This is a genomic window from Caulobacter endophyticus (assembly GCF_029543245.1).
Taxonomy (GTDB): Bacteria; Pseudomonadota; Alphaproteobacteria; order Caulobacterales; family Caulobacteraceae; genus Caulobacter; species Caulobacter endophyticus_A.
Genome location: NZ_JARQWV010000018.1, coordinates 1 through 16,209, shown reverse-complemented (window position 1 = coordinate 16,209; position 16,209 = coordinate 1). Strand labels below are relative to the sequence as shown.

At 68.1% G+C, this 16,209-nt stretch carries 15 protein-coding genes; 9 read left to right on the top strand and 6 right to left on the bottom strand.

All coding sequences use genetic code 11. The features are described 5' to 3' along the window. Window positions 1–47 precede the first annotated feature (47 nt). The 3 genes from proC to P7A99_RS17090 form a co-directional block, all read right to left on the bottom strand. Complete coding sequence (gene proC, locus P7A99_RS17100) at window positions 48–830, bottom strand: pyrroline-5-carboxylate reductase (protein WP_277794978.1); 783 nt, start codon at window positions 828–830, stop codon at window positions 48–50. 242 nt (window positions 831–1,072) lie between these two features. Further along, a complete protein-coding gene (locus tag P7A99_RS17095) occupies window positions 1,073–1,576 on the bottom strand; it encodes a YbjN domain-containing protein (protein ID WP_277794977.1) in 504 nt (167 codons plus the stop codon). Between the two features lie 130 nt (window positions 1,577–1,706). Next, on the bottom strand, window positions 1,707–1,997 hold the full coding sequence (locus tag P7A99_RS17090; RefSeq protein WP_277794976.1) for an accessory factor UbiK family protein: 291 nt from the start codon (window positions 1,995–1,997) through the stop codon (window positions 1,707–1,709). 116 nt (window positions 1,998–2,113) lie between these two features. On the opposite strand from P7A99_RS17090, the gene lgt reads away from it, so the two are divergent. The 8 genes from lgt to P7A99_RS17050 all read left to right on the top strand — a co-directional run bounded on the left by lgt (window position 2,114) and on the right by P7A99_RS17050 (window position 10,039). Continuing rightward, complete coding sequence (lgt, locus tag P7A99_RS17085; RefSeq protein WP_277794975.1) at window positions 2,114–3,028, top strand: prolipoprotein diacylglyceryl transferase; 915 nt, start codon at window positions 2,114–2,116, stop codon at window positions 3,026–3,028. Beyond that, window positions 3,025–4,218, top strand: coding sequence for a class I SAM-dependent methyltransferase (locus tag P7A99_RS17080; protein WP_277794974.1), 1,194 nt, complete (start codon window positions 3,025–3,027; stop codon window positions 4,216–4,218). Before lgt ends, P7A99_RS17080 begins: the two co-directional genes overlap by 4 nt. After that, on the top strand, window positions 4,215–5,000 hold the full coding sequence (pgeF, locus tag P7A99_RS17075; protein WP_277794973.1) for a peptidoglycan editing factor PgeF: 786 nt from the start codon (window positions 4,215–4,217) through the stop codon (window positions 4,998–5,000). The genes P7A99_RS17080 and pgeF overlap by 4 nt, the downstream gene beginning before the upstream one ends. A gap of 268 nt (window positions 5,001–5,268) precedes the next feature. Then, a complete protein-coding gene (locus P7A99_RS17070; protein ID WP_277794972.1) occupies window positions 5,269–6,207 on the top strand; it encodes a ribose-phosphate pyrophosphokinase in 939 nt (312 codons plus the stop codon). Window positions 6,208–6,529: 322 nt separating this feature from the next. Then, window positions 6,530–7,648: a hypothetical protein gene (locus tag P7A99_RS17065; protein WP_277794971.1), complete on the top strand. Its 1,119-nt coding sequence runs from the start codon at window positions 6,530–6,532 to the stop codon at window positions 7,646–7,648. Between the two features lie 159 nt (window positions 7,649–7,807). Further along, window positions 7,808–8,407, top strand: a complete 600-nt coding sequence (locus P7A99_RS17060; protein ID WP_277794970.1) for a 50S ribosomal protein L25/general stress protein Ctc — start codon at window positions 7,808–7,810, stop codon at window positions 8,405–8,407. Window positions 8,408–8,495: 88 nt separating this feature from the next. Further along, window positions 8,496–9,107, top strand: a complete 612-nt coding sequence (gene pth, locus P7A99_RS17055) for an aminoacyl-tRNA hydrolase (protein ID WP_277794969.1) — start codon at window positions 8,496–8,498, stop codon at window positions 9,105–9,107. Window positions 9,108–9,565: 458 nt separating this feature from the next. Beyond that, the gene (locus tag P7A99_RS17050; protein WP_277794968.1) at window positions 9,566–10,039 is read left to right on the top strand and encodes a hypothetical protein; all 474 of its coding nucleotides are present in this window, start codon (window positions 9,566–9,568) and stop codon (window positions 10,037–10,039) included. A 138-nt stretch (window positions 10,040–10,177) separates the two neighbouring features. Here P7A99_RS17050 and P7A99_RS17045 read toward each other — a convergent pair whose 3' ends face one another. Both P7A99_RS17045 and P7A99_RS17040 read right to left on the bottom strand, forming a co-directional pair. Then, window positions 10,178–10,615 (bottom strand): hypothetical protein, encoded by a 438-nt coding sequence (locus P7A99_RS17045; protein ID WP_277794967.1) that lies wholly within the window; start codon window positions 10,613–10,615, stop codon window positions 10,178–10,180. A 408-nt stretch (window positions 10,616–11,023) separates the two neighbouring features. Continuing rightward, window positions 11,024–13,954, bottom strand: coding sequence for a TonB-dependent receptor (locus P7A99_RS17040; RefSeq protein WP_277794966.1), 2,931 nt, complete (start codon window positions 13,952–13,954; stop codon window positions 11,024–11,026). A 284-nt stretch (window positions 13,955–14,238) separates the two neighbouring features. On the opposite strand from P7A99_RS17040, the gene P7A99_RS17035 reads away from it, so the two are divergent. Beyond that, window positions 14,239–14,976: a hypothetical protein gene (locus P7A99_RS17035; RefSeq protein ID WP_277794965.1), complete on the top strand. Its 738-nt coding sequence runs from the start codon at window positions 14,239–14,241 to the stop codon at window positions 14,974–14,976. A 165-nt stretch (window positions 14,977–15,141) separates the two neighbouring features. On the opposite strand, the gene P7A99_RS17030 is transcribed toward P7A99_RS17035, so the two are convergent. Further along, window positions 15,142–15,939: a DUF72 domain-containing protein gene (locus P7A99_RS17030; RefSeq protein ID WP_277794964.1), complete on the bottom strand. Its 798-nt coding sequence runs from the start codon at window positions 15,937–15,939 to the stop codon at window positions 15,142–15,144. Between the last annotated feature and the right edge of the window lie 270 nt (window positions 15,940–16,209).

Sequence of the window (16,209 nt, the reverse complement as noted above, 5' to 3'; positions counted from 1 at the left end):
ACCCGACCCGCTACGCGGGCCACCCTCTCCCGCAAGGGGAGAGGGGATCAGCCTCCCAGTTCCTCCGAGCGCTTGACCGCCGCCGCCAGCGCCTTGGGCAGCAGATCCCCGAAACCGCCCTCGCCCATCAGCACCGACAGCGCCGCGGCCGTGGTGCCGCCGGGAGACGTCACCTGCTTGCGCAGTTCGGCGGGCTCCTCGCCGCCGGCCGCCAGCAGGGCCGCCGCGCCGGCGATGGTGGCGCGGGCCAGGCGCGCCGAGTCCTCGGGCGACAGGCCCTGGCCGGCGCCGGCCGCTTCCAGGGCTTCAATGAAGGCGTAGAGATAGGCGGGCGCCGAGCCGGAGACGGCGGTGGCGGCGTGCATCAGCTGCTCGTCGGCCAGCTCGACCGTGGCGGCGACCGGGGCCAGCAGGGCCTTGGCCGCCTCCAGCGCCTCGGCCGTATCGGCATAGAGGCTGGCCGCGCCCTGGCCGATGGCGACGGCGGTCGTCGGCATCACCCGCGCCACGCGCCGGCCGCCGAAGGCCTGCGAAATGTCGGCCGCGCGCACCCCGGCGGCGATCGAGACGATGATGGCGTCGGGAGCCAGGTGCGGGACCACGTCCGCGACCGCCTCGCGCCAGATCTGCGGCTTGACGGCCAGCAGCACCACCTTGGCGGCGGATAGCGCCTCGATCGGCGGATTGACCACCGCGCCGGGGAAGGCTTCGTCGGTGGCGGCCGGATCGCGGACGATCAGGTCGGACAGCGCGAACGCCCCGGTCTTGCGCCAGCCCTCGATCAGGGCCCCGCCCATGCGGCCCGCGCCGAGCAGAAGGATGGGGGTCATGGGCAAAGCTCCCGCGTGTCTGGTGTCGCAGGGCGCTTAGCGCGGCACGGGGACGGCGTCACCACCAGAATGATCCCTCTCCCCCTGCGGGAGAGGGTGGCCTCCCGGAGGGAGGTCGGGTGAGGGGTCGCACGCACAAAAACGCCGCGGCAGCCGATCAGCTGTCGCGGCGTCGAAAGTCTGAGACACCCCTCATCCGTCGGCTTTCGCCGACACCTTCTCCCGCAAGGGGAGAAGGAAGATCAGGCCTGGCCCACCGTCTCGAACATGCAGGCGGCCATGGCCTCGTCGGGGGTCTTGGCGCCGTGCAGCAGGAAGTCGAAGGCCGGGTAGAAGCGGTCGGCGGCTTCCACCGCCGCGTCGATCATCGAGGCGGCCTGGGCCATCGTCGGGCGTTCGCCCGACGGCAGGGCCAGGGCGTGGCGGAACACCACCTCGCCATCGTCGGTCCAGACCTCGAAGTGGCCCAGCCAGACGCGCTGGTTGATCATCGACAGCAGCTCGTAGGCGCCCGGACGCTTGGTCTTGGAGGCGCGCAGGTCCAGCGAGAGGCACAGCTGCAGGCAGTCGGCCTCGGGACGCCAGGCGAACCAGAGCTCGTAATCCTTCCAGTCGCCGGTCAGGGCGAAGGCGAGATCGCCATCCTCCGTCCGGTCGAAGGTCAGGTTTTCGGCGGCCAGCACGTGCTCGACCACCTCGAGGGGATCCAGCGCCAGCAGGACGTCGTCGTCGGGTTGGGTGTCCATCAGAACCTTTGGCCCCCGGGGGCGATGACGGGCGTGGGACCCGCCGGGTGTCGCCCACGAAAGGAGAGTCTAAGCTGCTTCGCGCGTTTGGCCACAACAGCGTTCACGCTGGGAGCGAGCGGTAAACGATTTATTCGCCCTTTTGCGCGGGTTGGTCACCCTTCGGAGTCGCCTTCTTCGTCGCCGCTTTCGGGGCGGCGGACTTTTCAGCCTTCAGGGCGGCGACCTCGGCTTGCAGGGCGGCCACCTGGGCCTTCAGGGCTTCCAGATCGTCGCGACGCACCAGGTCCAGCTCGGCGGCCCAGCGGTCGGCCTGGGCGCGGAAAGCCGTCTTGGCCTCGTCGCCGGCGGTCTGGGCGATGCCCATGGCGGCCTGGGTGAACTTGGCGAATTCGTCGAGGAAGGGGTTCTGGCTGTGCATCTTGGTTCCGGCCGGGCGCAAATCGCCCACAGTTCTTTATATGGTGCGCGGGGGATGAAAGCGAACCACGAAGCGGGTATCCCTGCGACCATCTGTCTCGAACGGAGCCGTACGGCGTGATCTTTCCCGATATCGACCCCGTCGTTCACATCGGCCCGGTGGCCATGCAACTGGGCCCGCTGGCCCTGCGCTGGTACGCCCTGGCCTATGTCGCCGGCATCGTGCTGGGCTGGCAGTACGCCGTCCGGCTGGTGAAGTCGCCGACGCCCTGGGGCGGCCACAAGCCCACCGCCACCGGCGAGCAGGTCGACGACCTGGTGCTGTGGATCACCCTGGGCATCATCCTGGGCGGGCGCATCGGCTACATCCTGTTCTACATGCTGGTGAACCCCGAGCAGCGCATGGCGCTGGCGGCCAGCCCGCTGGACGTCTTCAAGGTGTGGGAAGGCGGCATGTCGTTCCACGGCGGCTTCCTGGGCGTCTGCGCGGCGGTGATCTATTTCGCCCACCGCAACCGCATCGACCTTCTGAAGCTGGGCGACCTGGTGGCGCCGGTGGCCCCGATCGGCCTGTTCTTCGGCCGCTGCGCCAACTTCATCAACGGCGAGCTGTGGGGCCGCGTCACCGACTCCCCGCTGGGCGTGATCTTCTGCAACGACACCATCCGCCAGGCGCACTATCCCTATGGCTGTCCCGCCGGCGAGCTGCCGCGCCATCCCAGCCAGCTCTATGAGGCCGCTCTCGAGGGCGTGCTGCTGTTCGCCATCCTGCAGGTGCTGGTCTGGCGCTTCAAATGGCTGCAGCGCCGCGGCGCGCTCGTGGCGACCTTCCTGATCTGCTACGGCCTGTTCCGCTTCGCGCTGGAAGGCGTGCGCAATCCCGACAAGGGCATGCCCGAGTTCCCGCTGGGCCTGACCATGGGCATGATGCTGTCGCTGCCGATGCTGCTGGTCGGCGGCTGGCTGCTGTGGAAGGCGCTGAAGACGCCGGTCGCCCCGCCCTCGTCCGCCCCGGAGCCGGTCCAGCCTTGAGCCTGCGAGAACCCGCGCTGCTGGGTCGCCTGAAGGCCCAGATCGCCCAGGACGGCCCGATCAGCGTCCCGGAATACTTCACCCGCTGCCTGCACGACCCGCGCGACGGCTATTACGCCAACCGGCCGGCCCTTGGAGGGATGACCGGGGGCTCGGACGGCGACTTCGTCACCGCGCCGGGCGTCAGCCAGATGTTCGGCGAGCTCATCGGCCTGTGGCTGGTGGAGACCTGGGACCGCCTGGGCCGGCCCGCGCCGTTCCGCCTGGTCGAGATGGGCCCCGGCGACGGGACGCTGATGAGCGACATCCTGCGCGCTGGCCGCCTGCTGCCCGCCTTCCTGGAGGCCGCCGACCTGTGGCTGGTCGAGGTGTCGCCGGTGCTGCGCGCGGCCCAGAAGGACCGGCTGGCCGGCGCGAGCGTGCGGTGGGCCGACCGGCTGGAAGAGGTTCCCGCCGGCGCGCCGCTGCTGCTGGTCGCCAACGAACTGCTCGACTGCCTGCCGGCGCGGCAGTTCGTGAAGACCCCCGACGGCTGGGCCGAACGGGTGGTGGGCCTCGGCGATAACGGGGAACTGGCGTTCGGGCTGAAGCCGCTAAATCCTCTCCCCCTGGGGGAGGCGGCCCGCAGGGCCGGAGGGGGGGCGTTTTCAGCCGCCGCCGAGCCTAGGATTCCCCCCTCTCCGTCGGCTTCGCCGACACCTCCCCCACAGGGGGAGGACCTTGCTGTCGGCGCCATCCTCGAATCCTCGCCGGCCCAGGCCGCGCTGGGCTCGGAACTCGGCCATCGCCTGGCCCGCGACGGCGGGGCGGCGCTGCTGATCGACTACGGCCGCGCGACGAGCGAGCCGGGCGACACCCTGCAGGCCATCCGCGCCCACCGGAAGGAAGGCCCGCTGGACAGTCCCGGCCAGGCCGACCTGACCGTCTGGGCCGACTTCCCGTCGGTGCTGGAAGCCGCGCGCCAGGCCGGGGCGAGCGCCCCGCCGGTGGTCACCCAGGGCGACTTCCTGCGCGCCCTCGGCATCGAGGCTCGCGCCCAGGCCCTGGCCGCCGCGCGCCCCGATCGGGCCGAGGTCGTCGCAAGACAGCTTGATCGCCTGACCGGAGCGGCGCAGATGGGCGATCTCTTCAAGGTCGCGTGCCTGAGCGCGCCGGGGCTCAATCCCCCGCTCTTCGAGGACGAGGCATGACCAAAGCACCGCTCCCCACCGTGCAGTCTGCGCTGCTGGCGTCCGTGCCGGGCCTGCGCCACGCCTTCTTCACCCGCAACGGCGGCGTCTCGCAGGGGCTGTACGACAGCCTCAATGTCGGCCGCGGCAGCCAGGACGAGCCGGCCGACGTGATCGAGAACCGGGCCCGCGCCGCGCGCTGGTTCGGCGTCGAGCGCGAAGACCTCAACACCTGCTTCCAGATCCACTCGACCATCGCCATCGTCGCCGACGGCTCGTGGGGCGACGCCCGGCCGCAGGGCGACGCCGTGGTCAGCAAGACGCCGGGCGTGGTCTGCGGCGCCCTGCACGCCGACTGCGCCCCGGTGCTGATCGTCGATCCGGAGGCCCGCGTCGTGGCCGCCGCCCACGCCGGCTGGCGCGGGGCGCTGGACGGGGTGGTGCAGGCCGCCGTCGACTCCATGGTCGAGCTGGGCGGCCGCCCCGACCGCATGGTCGCCGCCGTCGGCCCCTGCATCGGCCCGCAATCCTACGAGGTGGGCCTGGAGTTCTTCGCCAGGTTCGAGGCCGACTGCCCCGGCTCCAAGCGGTTCTTCAAGCCGGGCAAGACCGAAGAGAAGCGCTACTTCGACCTGCCCGCCTTCGTGCTCGACCGCATCGGGACGGCCGGGATCGAACAGCGCGAATGGGTCGGCCGCGACACCTGCGAGGAGGGCGACCACTTCTTCTCCAACCGCCGCGCGGTTCTGAACGGCCAGAAGGACTATGGCCGGCTGCTGTCGGCGATCATGCTGGAAGCTTGATCTGGCTCCCTCTCCCCTTGCGGGAGAGGGTGGCCCGCGAAGCGGGTCGGGTGAGGGGTCTCCCAGAACTTTGCGGAAAGGGCGTTCAACCCCTCATCCGTCGGCCTTCGGCCGCCACCTTCTCCCGCAAGGGGAGAAGGACCCAGCCTGTGCGGCCCGAACGACACGAAATGGTCATGAAGCGCAACCTGGGGCCTTAAGAGGATTGCCCCCGGGCGGATCGCTGCTAGAAGGCCCGGCAACGGCGTCCCCCACCCGAGAATCCAAAATGAAGCTGCTGTCCGGCAACTCCAACCGTCCGCTGGCCCAGGCCATCGCGGAGTACCTCGACATGCCGCTGACCCGCGCCCAGGTGCGCCGGTTCGCCGACCTCGAGGTGTTCGTCACCATCGACGAGAACGTCCGCGGCGAGGACGTGTTCGTCATCCAGTCGACGAGCTATCCGGCCAACGACAACCTGATGGAACTGCTGATCTGCATCGACGCCCTCAAGCGCGCGTCGGGCAAGCGGATCACCGCGGTGCTGCCCTACTTCGGCTACGCCCGCCAGGACCGCAAGACCGGCGGCCGCACCCCGATCTCGGCCAAGCTGGTGGCCAACCTGATCACCCGCTCGGGCGCCGACCGCGTGCTGACGATGGATCTGCACGCCGGCCAGATCCAGGGCTTCTTCGACATCCCGACCGACAACCTGCTGCCCTCGCGCCTGCTGGCCGACGACATCATCAAGAACTACCCGCTGGGCGACGACCTGATGGTCGTCTCGCCGGACGTCGGCGGCGTGGTGCGCGCCCGCGCCCTGGCCAAGCGCCTGGACGACGCCGACCTCGCCATCGTCGACAAGCGCCGCTCGGGCCCGGGCCAGTCGGAAGTGATGAACATCATCGGCGACGTCGAAGGCCGCCGCTGCATCCTGTTCGACGACATCGCCGACTCCGCCGGCACCCTGTGCAACGCCGCCCAGGCCCTGATCAACCACGGCGCCGTCTCGGTCAGCGCCTATGTGACCCACGGCGTTCTGTCGGGCGCGGCCGCCGAGCGCGTGGCCAATTCGGTTCTGACCGAGCTGGTGGTCACCGACTCCATCGAGGCCTCCGACACCACCAAGACCTGCCCCAAGATCCGCTACGTCTCGTGCGCCCCCCTGATCGGCGAGGCCATCCGCCGCATCGCCAACGAAGAGTCGGTGTCGAAGCTGTTCGACTAAGGGACCTATTGTTCCGACCAATCCCCGCGAAAGCGGGGACCCAGGTGCTTTATCGTCGAGCGCCCCGCGTTTCAGAAAAGCCTGGGTCCGCGCTTTCGCGGGGATTTTACGGCGTGGGAGCCAGGCTCCACCGTTAACCCCGACGGGCGCCGCGCCACATCACCGCCACATTTACTGTCGGCGAAATATCCAACGGAATCCGCGCTCTCGCGGAAATTGCCTCATAGCCCCGCTTGTCAAAGTCTGGTTAACGGACTGACTGTCACAATGTCGCCCGTCGGCGATGTTATGCCGGTTCCAGTCATACGGGGATGTCGCCAGCATGCTTTTCAACCTGCGTCCGCACGCCGCTCTCACGGCCGTCGCGCTCGCCGCGGCCACCGTCCTGGCCAGCTGCTCCACCCCGCCCGCCGCGCCGCCCCCGCCCGTCGTCAAGGCCCCGCCGGCCCCGCCGCCGATCACCCTGTCGAGCAAGGTGGTCGAGCGCGCCAGCGCCTTCCGCGGCTACATGCAGCGCGCCGGGGCCATCGACGCAGCGTTCCAGAACGGCGACCAGATCCAGGCCTCGCTGAAGGTCGGCGTCGGCTATGAGCAAAAGCACTTCCTCAGCGGCGCCATGTCGTACGGCGCGGTGCTGGCCCTGCAGGATCCCACCTTCGTGGCCTCGGTGCGCGCCTTCGCCGCCGATCCGGCCCAGCGCCAGCAGGTGATCCATCAACTGATCGCCGATCCGGCCTATGCCGTGGGCTTCAAGGGCAGCGACACCGCCGCCGCCCGCATCATCGACACCCTCGGCGCCGACGGCCTCAAGGTCTACCAGGCCGGCAAGAAGGTGAAGCAGGCCGCCTACGACGTGCAGCGCGTGGCCTGGTCCAAGGGCTTCGTGACCGATCGCGACGGCCGCCTGGCCTACGCCAAGAGCGCCTCGACCATTCCCGCCCTGGCCGACACCGCCGACGTGGCCCAGCTGCAGCAGGCCGCCCTGACGACGGTCAACGCGCCGCCCGCGCCGGCGCCGGCCGCGGCCAGCATCGACGCCGCCATCGACGCGACCGCCGCTCCGGCCGGTCCGCGCTCGGCCCCGCCGCCCTACCGTCCGCTGGTGATCCGCAGCATGGCCGTGGCCGCCCTGGCCGCCCTGGGCGCCGCCGGCGACGAGAACATGGCCACCATCGACGCCATCATGGCCGAGCCCAGCAGCGCCTCCTGCCTGAACATGGCCAAGCTGAACCTCTACCAGTGCCTGGCCGTCTCCAAGCCCCACTACGAAGACATCTTCTGCCTGGGCCAGCACATCATGATCGACACCGGCGCCTGCGTCATCAAGGCCTCGGGCGCGCCGATGCCGGTCGAGCCCCTGCCGCCTCCGCCGCCGGAAAAGCCGGTCGCCAAGAAGAAGACGACCGCCAAGCCCGCGGCCGCCAAGAAGAAGAAAGCCTGATCCAGCCTCCCCGGCTGACAGCAAGAGGGCCGCCGGATTGCACCGGCGGCCCTCTTCGTGTATTGGGCGCCCTCCTGAAAACGTCGACCGAGCGGGGCAATCCGGCCTTGTGCGGCGATTTCGCATTCCGAGGGCATGGGCCCTCAAGAGAGAACACACATGGCCGAGATCATCCTCAAAGTCGAAATCCGCGAGCGCGCCGGCACCGGCGGCGCCCGTGAAACCCGCCGCGCCGGCTTCGTCCCGGGCGTCCTGTACGGCGGCGACAAGGACCCCGTGAACGTCGCGGTGAAGTCCAACGAATTCCGCAAGGCGCTCTACACCGGCAAGCTGCTCGGCCACCTGGTCACCCTGCAGCACGGCGAAGACAAGCAATCGGTCATCGCCAAGTCGGTTCAGTTCCACCCGGTCACCGACGAGCCGATCCACTTCGACCTGTACCGCGTCGGCGAGCACCAGCTGATCAAGATCGAAGTGCCGGTGCACTTCAAGAACCACGAAACTTCGCCGGGCCTGAAGAAGGGCGGTTCGCTGGAAGTGATCCGTCACACCGTCGAGCTGGCCTGCCCGGCCGACCAGATCCCCGAAGAGCTGGTCATCGACCTGGCCAAGCACGACCTGGGCGACACCATCCGCATCTCGGAAGTGAAGCTGCCGGAAGGCGTGAAGCCGGCCGTGGACCGCGACTTCGTGATCGCGACCCTGAAGGCCTCGGCCTCGGCCCAGTCGGACGCCGGCGACACCACCGTCGAAGGCTAATCCGCTCGGTCTTCGGATCGAACCGATATAGAGACGGGCGGGCCTTCGGGTCCGCCCGTTTTCGTTTGCGCTTCTGAGAACCAAAGCGATGCTTATCCTCGCCGGCCTCGGCAATCCCGAAGCCAAATACGAGAAGAACCGCCACAACGTCGGCTTCATGGCCGTGGACGCCATCGCCCGCAAATGGGGCACGGCGCCCTGGCGCGCGCGCTTCCAGGGGCTGGCCTGCGAGGGGCAGGTCGACACGCCCGACGGCCCGGTCAAGCTGCTGCTGCTCAAGCCCAAGACCTACTACAACGAGGCCGGCCGCGCCGTGGGCGAGGCCATGAAGTTCTTCAAGCTGTCGCCGGCCGACGTCATCGTCTTCCACGACGAAATCGACATGGCCCCCGGCCGCTTCCGGATGAAGGCCGGCGGCGGGGCGGCGGGCAACAACGGCATCCGCTCGGTGACCAGCCAGATCGGCGACGCCTTCCGCCGCGGCCGCATCGGCGTGGGCCACCCGGGCGACAAGGCCATGGTCATGCACTACGTGCTGGGCGACTTCCACAAGGTCGAGCACCAGTGGCTGGACCCGCTGCTGGACGCGGTGACCGACGCCCTGCCCTTCGCCGCCGCCGGCGACGACGAGCGCTACCAGGCCGAGGTCCTGCGCCTGGCCCCCTCCCCCAAGGCCGACCCGAAGAAGCCGCGCGAATAACCCTCTCTCTTAGAGAGAGGGAGGGGCCCGCGCCAAAGGCGCGGGAGGGTGAGAGGTTTCACCGTCGGCCAAAGCTGACGCCACGCGACTTGGCCAGTCCGCGCCAAGCTGTGGGGCGCGCAGGATATCCCCTTTCGGAGCAGCCGCTGCTTCCGGCTTACGACTCTTGGCGGACATTCGGGCCTTCATCGCTGAGCGCGCGAGCCTGGCGCAATCTCGCTAGCGATCAGACCTATAGGTTGGAATAGAGAGAGAGAGAGCGGTGAGCGAGATTAGCGCGGAGCATTCAAGCCCGTAGGGCGCGGCAACGGCGGCACGGACAGCGCCGTTGCGATCGGCCCCAAAGGCGCCCTCATCCAAAAACACTTTTTGCGATAGTGAATAAATTTGACACGCACTGAGGGAGGTTTCAGGCTCAAGTGAGCCGCCAAGGCTAAGACTGAAGGGAGAGGCAACCTATGAGGGTCTTGTCGATTAACGATATGGAATTGGTTGCGGGCGGGAGCGCGCAGGGCCAAACCTCGCCGTTCTGGATAAATTTTGATGGTGATAGCAACTCAAGCGGCAAATGCCCCACCAATGATTGGAGCTTAGTCGACACCAATGGCGATGGCCGGACCGACTATGTGCGGCTGAGCGGGTGTGGACTTTCAATTGACGTACCCTATCAGCAGGAACGCACACCAACTGATCAGTTCGAAGACGCGATCTACGGAATCGGAGTTGGTCTCGTCGGAGGGGCCTTCGTCGGAGGTCTCACTGGCGGCGTTGCTGCGTCAATTACCGGGCCGGGAGTATTGGTAGGCGTGGGCGTCGGAGCTCTTGCCGGCGCGGTCGGTGGTATGGTGACCGGCGGCATTGCTGGGTTTGCGGGCGGCATCACGGCTCCAGGAAATCCGACCAGTTCCGGAGGCAATCCAACCCCCTTCTGAGATAGGTAATCGGCATATGAATCCGTACTTTATTCTCATAATGTTCGTGGGGGGCGTGTGTGGTGTGCTGGGTGTATTGCTCTACGCAAAACTCAAATCGCCGCGATAACGTCTGTCAGGATGCCCCTGTGGGAATCCTCACAGGGGCGGATGCTCGCGGATGCGACATTTGCAAAGCAGTTGATTCTCTCGGCCGAAATCCCTTCCCAGCGCTGGCGTGATCTGTCGGCCAAGTGATCCCCTGGCGACGGCGACATAGCGATCGAGCTGCCGAGGGGCTGCCCGCGCTGCAGCCCGCCCACGTCCTTGACTGGCTTGGCCACGCGGCCGAGGCGAAAGGCCTCGTCCTTGATGACGTCGGGCCGACGTGGCCTTGCGACCCTCGGCCTCGATCAGGGCGATGACCTTGGCTACCGCGCCGGCCTTCTTGAACGCGGCCTTCAGCTTGTTAATCGCCTTGGTCTCCGATCCGTCGGCGATCAGGATGCCGACTACATGGCCCTTGATGTCCTGCGGTGCCCGCGGTGCCTGCCACTGCGGACCGAAAGCGTGCGAAGCGTGCCGGGCGGCTATCATCTTTTCCAACGCCGAGGCTAACGGCGGGCAGCTGCGCTATACTGAGGCTCGGCGTCTGGGAGCGTCCGCTTCCCGCAAGTACGCCAATGTTGGCTTATGGCGCGAGCTAGCTACTCGGTGCGACCAAGGCAAACGTCCGCTAGCCACCCTTCTCGGAAGCTTCCGGCGACCGCTTCGAGGTGTCCGACACCACGTCTTTCGCAGCGCTGACTATCCAGTTGGCTGGCGCGGAACGACCTTCGGCTCACCCTCAACGAAAAGGGCCGACGCGGTGCGACGGCCCTGAGCCCCGGATACCCACCAGGCGCTTTCCGGGATGACGAGGGAAGCGGTGAGAGGCTGTAACCTCTCACCCTCCCACCGCTGCGCGGCGGGCCCCTCCCTCTCCTAAGAGAGAGGGATCAAACCCTAGAACCGGTACTGAAGCCCCAGGTTAAACTGACGCCCCGTATGGGTGTAGACGAAGGTGCTGTCGCGGTCGGAGTCGATGTACTGCCGGTTGAAGCGGTCGAAGATGTTCAGGCCTTCCAGCGACAGCTTCAGGCGGTCGTTGATCTGGTACGAGGCGGCCATGTCGAAGGTCAGGTTGGCGTCGTAGCCCTCGACGTCCTGCAGCGGGTTGTTGGCCGGCAGGGCGACGATCGACTTGTCGCGGTACGAGGCCGAGATGCGGGCGCTGAGCTTGGCGTCGTCGTAGTAGAGCGTGGCGTTGTAGGCGTTCTTCGACAGGCCCACGAGGTCGTTGGTGGTCACCCCGCCGGCCGCCAGGAAGTAGTCGATCTGGGAGTCGACATAGGTGTAGTTCACCAGCGCGCCGGTGTGGCGCAGGAAGCCCGGCAGGAAGGTGAAGGTCTGCTGGTAGTTGACCTCGAAGCCCTTCAGGGGGCCGCCGGGCGTGTTCACCGGGCGGGTGACGGTGAACACCGAATTGTCCGGATCGAGGTTGGAGCCGTTGAGCAGTTCGAGCGGCAGGCCGGTCTGGCGGAAGCTCATCTGCTGGCTCTGGTTCTGCACGTAGGTGTCGATGTCCTTGTAGAACACGCCCACGCCCAGCACCGAACCCGGCGCGAAGTACCACTCGGCGCCCAGGTCGACCGTGGTGGCGCGGATCGGGTCGAGGTCGGGATTGCCCGAGGCGATCGACGGCGTGCCGGTCAGGTTCAGGCTGCCGCCGGGCGACAGGAAGCCCAGGTCCGGACGCGACACCACCTTGGCCCACGAGAAGCGCACCACCAGGTCGTCGGTCACGTCGACCGCCAGGTTGGCGGCCGGCAGCACGTCGAGATAGTCGTTGTCGGCGGCCACCCGCTCGGGCGGCGTGTTGGGCAGGCTGGGGATCTGGTAGCCGATCGACTGCAGCTCGGTCTTGGCGATGCGGAAGCCGATGTCGCCGCGCACCGGCAGCCCGCCGATCTCCGTCCTGAGGTCGGCCTGCAAGTAGCCGGACGTCACCTTCTCCTCGACGCGGCGGATGCCGCCGACATTGGCGCTGAGCGCGTACATGCCGCTGTCGCTGTAGAGGTTCTGGCTGTCGACGAACTTGTCGTAGTCGATGGTCGCCCAGCTGCTGGGGAAGACGCCGTCCTTGATGCCGCTGCCGCCGAAGCCGCTGATGACCTTGGTCACCGCCTTCAGCTGGTCGCTGGTCAGGGTGGGCACCAGGAAGTTGTTCAGGCGCTGGCGGGCCGAGGTGTCGAACGAGAACTCGTGGAAGTGGCCGCCGAACTTGATGGTCAGGTCGTCGTCCACGGCCCAGGCCAGGTTCAGCTCGGCCGTCTTGTAGATGTTGGTGGTGAAGATCTGCGACAGGCGCACCTCGGCGTTGGGCGCGCCGAAGCTGTAGAGGCTGGCGTCGGTGACGTCGAAGCCGTGGGTGATCTTGGGCTGGTCGCGGTCGTCGCGGAAGTCGATCGTCATGCTCGTATTGGGACGCTGGAACATGATCGTCGTGGTCTTGGGCTGGTCGAAGTCCGACTTCGAATAGCCGACCAGGCCCGAGATGGTGATGTTGTCGGTCAGCTCGTGCCTGCCGTTGAAGGTGTACTGCTGGAAGACGTTCTGGAACTCGTCGTGCTGGGTGTCGGAACGCACGTCGACGCCGTCGAAGCGGGCGTAGGCCACGTCGTAGACCGGCAGGCCGAAGTTGGCGCCGGCGGTCTGGCTGGTCCCGGCCTCGCGCAGGATCAGTTCGCGGATGGCCGTCTGCGGCTTGCCATTCTGGGTGATCGAGCGGGCGAAGGAGAAGCCCTCAAGCCAGTTCTCCTCGCGCACCACGTCATAGTTCGAATAGAGGGCGTCGAAGCCGAACGAGGTGCGCTCGCTGGGCTTCCACTGCAGGGCCAGGGTGGCGCCGGTGCGCTCCTGGTCGTGGTGGAAGCGGCCGTAGCGCGGCAGGCGCGGGAAGAACACGGTCGAGCGGTTGCCCAGGTCGTAGAGGGTGTCGTTCGCGGCCGGGCGCGGCACGCCGGTGGCGCAGTTGGCCGCATCGGTGCCGTTGGCGGCGTTGAACACCGGGTTCGGTATGGGGCGCCCCACGGGGGTGCAGAAGCCGCCGTCGACCGTGGCCGGGTTCCAGCCGCCCGAGCCCCACTGGTCCTCGAGGAACTCGCGCTTGCTCCAGGCCAGCGAGGCCTGGGCGCCGAACTGGCCCCAGGCGGTGTCCCAGCGGTCGCCGAGCACGGCCGAGAGCTTCTTGTCGTTCTTCTTCGACAGGTCGTTGTAGCCCAGCGAACCGCCGACCACGAAGGTGCGGCCCTTCTGGTCCAGCGGCTTGGCGATGTCGAGGTCGACGGTGGCGCCCAGCGAGCCCTCGATCACCTCGGCCTGGGCGGTCTTGCGCACGGCGATGCCGCTGAACAGCTCCGAGGCGAAGGTGTTGAAGTCGAAGCCGCGGCCGAGATTGGCGCCGCGGTCGCTGGTGGTGGCGCCGCTGGTCGACTGGGCCTCCATGCCGTTGATGCGCACGCGGGTGAAGTTCGGCGGCAGGCCGCGGACGGTGATGGTGCGGCCCTCGCCGGCCACGCGGGTGATCGACACGCCGGGCACGCGCTGGATCGACTCGGCCAGGTTGGCGTCGGGGAAGTCGGCGATGTCCTCGGCCTTGATGGCGTCGACCACGCCCGAGGACTGGCGCTTGACGTTCAGGGCGCTCTTCAGGCTCTCGCGGAAGCCGGTGACGATCACCTCCTCCACCGCGTTTTCGGTGGTCTCGCCGGCGGGCGGAGGCGTTGTCTGGGCGCTGGCCGCGCCGGCCGCCAGGACCGCCGACATCAGGACGGCCAGGGAACAGCCCGTCCGCAGGCTGCGAGCACGCGAACCATACAAGGACGACGACGACATAGGTCCCTCCTGACGGCGGCGCCTCTCTGGACCCGCCCTTATGTTTCCAACCCAAAGCGCCGGTTTTTCCCGGTCTGCTTATGCGCCTCGCGAGGAAATCCCACATAGTGGATTGCACTCTCGCAATATAACGACATTAGGCAGACGCAGAGTTGACGCGCAAGAGGCGGCGTCGCGCGAACCCTCGGAAGCGGGCGGCGAAACCTCGCCCTGGGGCGGCCTCGCGGATTGACGCCCCGCCATGGGGGCCACACATAGCCGGGACGTATCCGGAGACCCTGTTGATGTTCCCCGCTATCGGCCTGTCGCTGATCTTCTCGATCGCCCTCTGCGTCCACGTGGTGCGCACGGGCCAGGCGATGTACTGGCTGCTGATCATCCTGATGTTCCAGCCGCTGGGCGGGATCGTGTACCTGCTGGCCATCATCGCGCCGGAGTTCATGGGCGGGTCCAAGGCCCAGCAGATGAAGGCCGCCGCCCGCCAGGCGCTGGACCCGCAGCGGGAATATCGCGAGGCCAGCCGCGAGGCCGAGGACGCGCCCACGGTCACCAACCTCTCGCGCCTGGCCGCCGCCGCCACCGGCCTTGGCAAGCACGAGGAGGCCGAGCGGATCTACGCCCAGGCCCTGCAAGGCCACTATGCCGACGACCCGGCCCTGATGCTGGCGCGCGCCAACAGCCTGCTCGAACTGGGCCGCGCGGCCGAGGCCCTGCCGCTGCTGGAGGCCCTGGGCGAGCAGGGCGAAAAGAGCCGCACGCCGCAGACCGCCCTGGCGCTCGGCCGCGCCCAGGCGGCGCTGGGCCGCAACGAAGAGGCCGACGTCTCCCTGCGCTGGGCCGCCGCCCACCTGCCCGGCTTCGAGGGCATGGCCCGCTATGCGGTGTTCCTGGGCGAGACCGGCCGCAAGGCCGAGGCCCGCGAAGCCCTGGCCGAACTCGATAAGCGCCTCTCCAAGACCCACCCGCGGTTCAGGAAGGAAGCGCGCCCGTGGCGCGACATGGCGGCGGCTGCTGCGGGGTGACCCCTCTCCCCTTGCGGGAGAGGGTGGCCCGCGTAGCGGGTCGGGTGAGGGGTTGCACGCACAGAAACGCCGCGACGGCCGTTCATCTGTCGCGGCGTTTTGCGTCTGAGAGACCCCTCATCCGTCATCCTTCGGATGACACCTTCTCCCGCAAGGGGAGAAGGATCAGCGGACCCTATCGATCAGCGCCATCGCCCCGTGGGGCGCGTTCACCTTGCCCTCGTGGATGATGAAGGCGAAGACGTCGCGCTGCTTGGCGGCAGGAACCGAGGCCTTGTCGATTCGCGGCAGGTCGGCCGGGGCGCCGCCGGCGGCCCAGGTCTTCAGGCGGTCGGCCCACTGGTCGAGCTCGGCCTCAGGATAGGCCGTCGCCACCGCGTCAGAGCCCGTCTGCAGGCGGGCATAGACGAAGTCGGCGGCCTCGTCGGCGAACTCCGGATAGTCGAAGTGCTTGGCGTAGACGCCGGCCACGCCGTGCTCCCTCAGAAGCGCCGGAAAGGCTGGGGTCATGAAGGTGTCGTTGCGCACCTCGACCGCGTGGCGCAGGCGCAGGCCGTCCTTCTCCTTGGGCAGCAGGGCCAGGAACGCCCCGAAGTCGGCCTCGTCGAACTTCTTGGTGGGCATGAATTGCCAGAGGATCGGGCCAAGCTTGTCGCCCAGCTCCGTCAGGCCCTGGTCGAGGAACTTGCCCACCGACTCACCGCCCTCGGCCAGCACCTTGCGATTGGTGGTGAAGCGCGAGGCCTTCACCGCGAACACGAAGTCGTCGGGCGTCTCGTCGCGCCATTTCCGCCAGCTGTCGGGCTTGAAGCTGGAATAGTAGGTGCCGTTGATCTCGATCGCCGTCAGCTGGCGGCTGGCATAGGCCAGTTCTTCCTTCTGCTTCAGGTCGGAGGGATAGAAGTGGCCGCGCCAGGGCTCGAAGGTCCAGCCGCCGATGCCGATACGGATGTCGCCGCTCATGCGCGTTCCCCTCTTGTTCCGCGCAAACCTAGGCGAGGTTCGGCGATCCGTCGAGCCCTTAGCAAGGGCTGCGAGCCAAACTCCTCCCCCGTAGCGAAGCGTGCGGGGGAGGTGGCGCGGCGCCATCGGCGCCGTGACGGAGGGGGCGACGGCCGGCACGGGGCCCAGTCTCGGCCCCGCCACCGCGGGGGGGGCCCCCCCCCCCCCCACGCGGGGGGGGGAAGGGTGCGGCGGCACCCAGCCGGTGGGGGCAAACAAAAACCGCCCCCG

What these genes read in the sequence shown, in the direction of transcription:
- proC (WP_277794978.1), bottom strand. Translation starts at nt 830, where the DNA reads ATGACCCCCATCCTTCTGCTCGGCGCGGGCCGCATGGGCGGGGCCCTG.
- P7A99_RS17095 (WP_277794977.1), bottom strand. Translation starts at nt 1,576, where the DNA reads ATGGACACCCAACCCGACGACGACGTCCTGCTGGCGCTGGATCCCCTC.
- P7A99_RS17090 (WP_277794976.1), bottom strand. Translation starts at nt 1,997, where the DNA reads ATGCACAGCCAGAACCCCTTCCTCGACGAATTCGCCAAGTTCACCCAG.
- pgeF (WP_277794973.1), top strand. Translation starts at nt 4,215, where the DNA reads ATGACCAAAGCACCGCTCCCCACCGTGCAGTCTGCGCTGCTGGCGTCC.
- P7A99_RS17070 (WP_277794972.1), top strand. Translation starts at nt 5,269, where the DNA reads ATGAAGCTGCTGTCCGGCAACTCCAACCGTCCGCTGGCCCAGGCCATC.
- P7A99_RS17065 (WP_277794971.1), top strand. Translation starts at nt 6,530, where the DNA reads ATGCTTTTCAACCTGCGTCCGCACGCCGCTCTCACGGCCGTCGCGCTC.
- P7A99_RS17060 (WP_277794970.1), top strand. Translation starts at nt 7,808, where the DNA reads ATGGCCGAGATCATCCTCAAAGTCGAAATCCGCGAGCGCGCCGGCACC.
- pth (WP_277794969.1), top strand. Translation starts at nt 8,496, where the DNA reads ATGCTTATCCTCGCCGGCCTCGGCAATCCCGAAGCCAAATACGAGAAG.
- P7A99_RS17050 (WP_277794968.1), top strand. Translation starts at nt 9,566, where the DNA reads ATGAGGGTCTTGTCGATTAACGATATGGAATTGGTTGCGGGCGGGAGC.
- P7A99_RS17045 (WP_277794967.1), bottom strand. Translation starts at nt 10,615, where the DNA reads ATGATAGCCGCCCGGCACGCTTCGCACGCTTTCGGTCCGCAGTGGCAG.
- P7A99_RS17040 (WP_277794966.1), bottom strand. Translation starts at nt 13,954, where the DNA reads ATGTCGTCGTCGTCCTTGTATGGTTCGCGTGCTCGCAGCCTGCGGACG.
- P7A99_RS17035 (WP_277794965.1), top strand. Translation starts at nt 14,239, where the DNA reads ATGTTCCCCGCTATCGGCCTGTCGCTGATCTTCTCGATCGCCCTCTGC.
- P7A99_RS17030 (WP_277794964.1), bottom strand. Translation starts at nt 15,939, where the DNA reads ATGAGCGGCGACATCCGTATCGGCATCGGCGGCTGGACCTTCGAGCCC.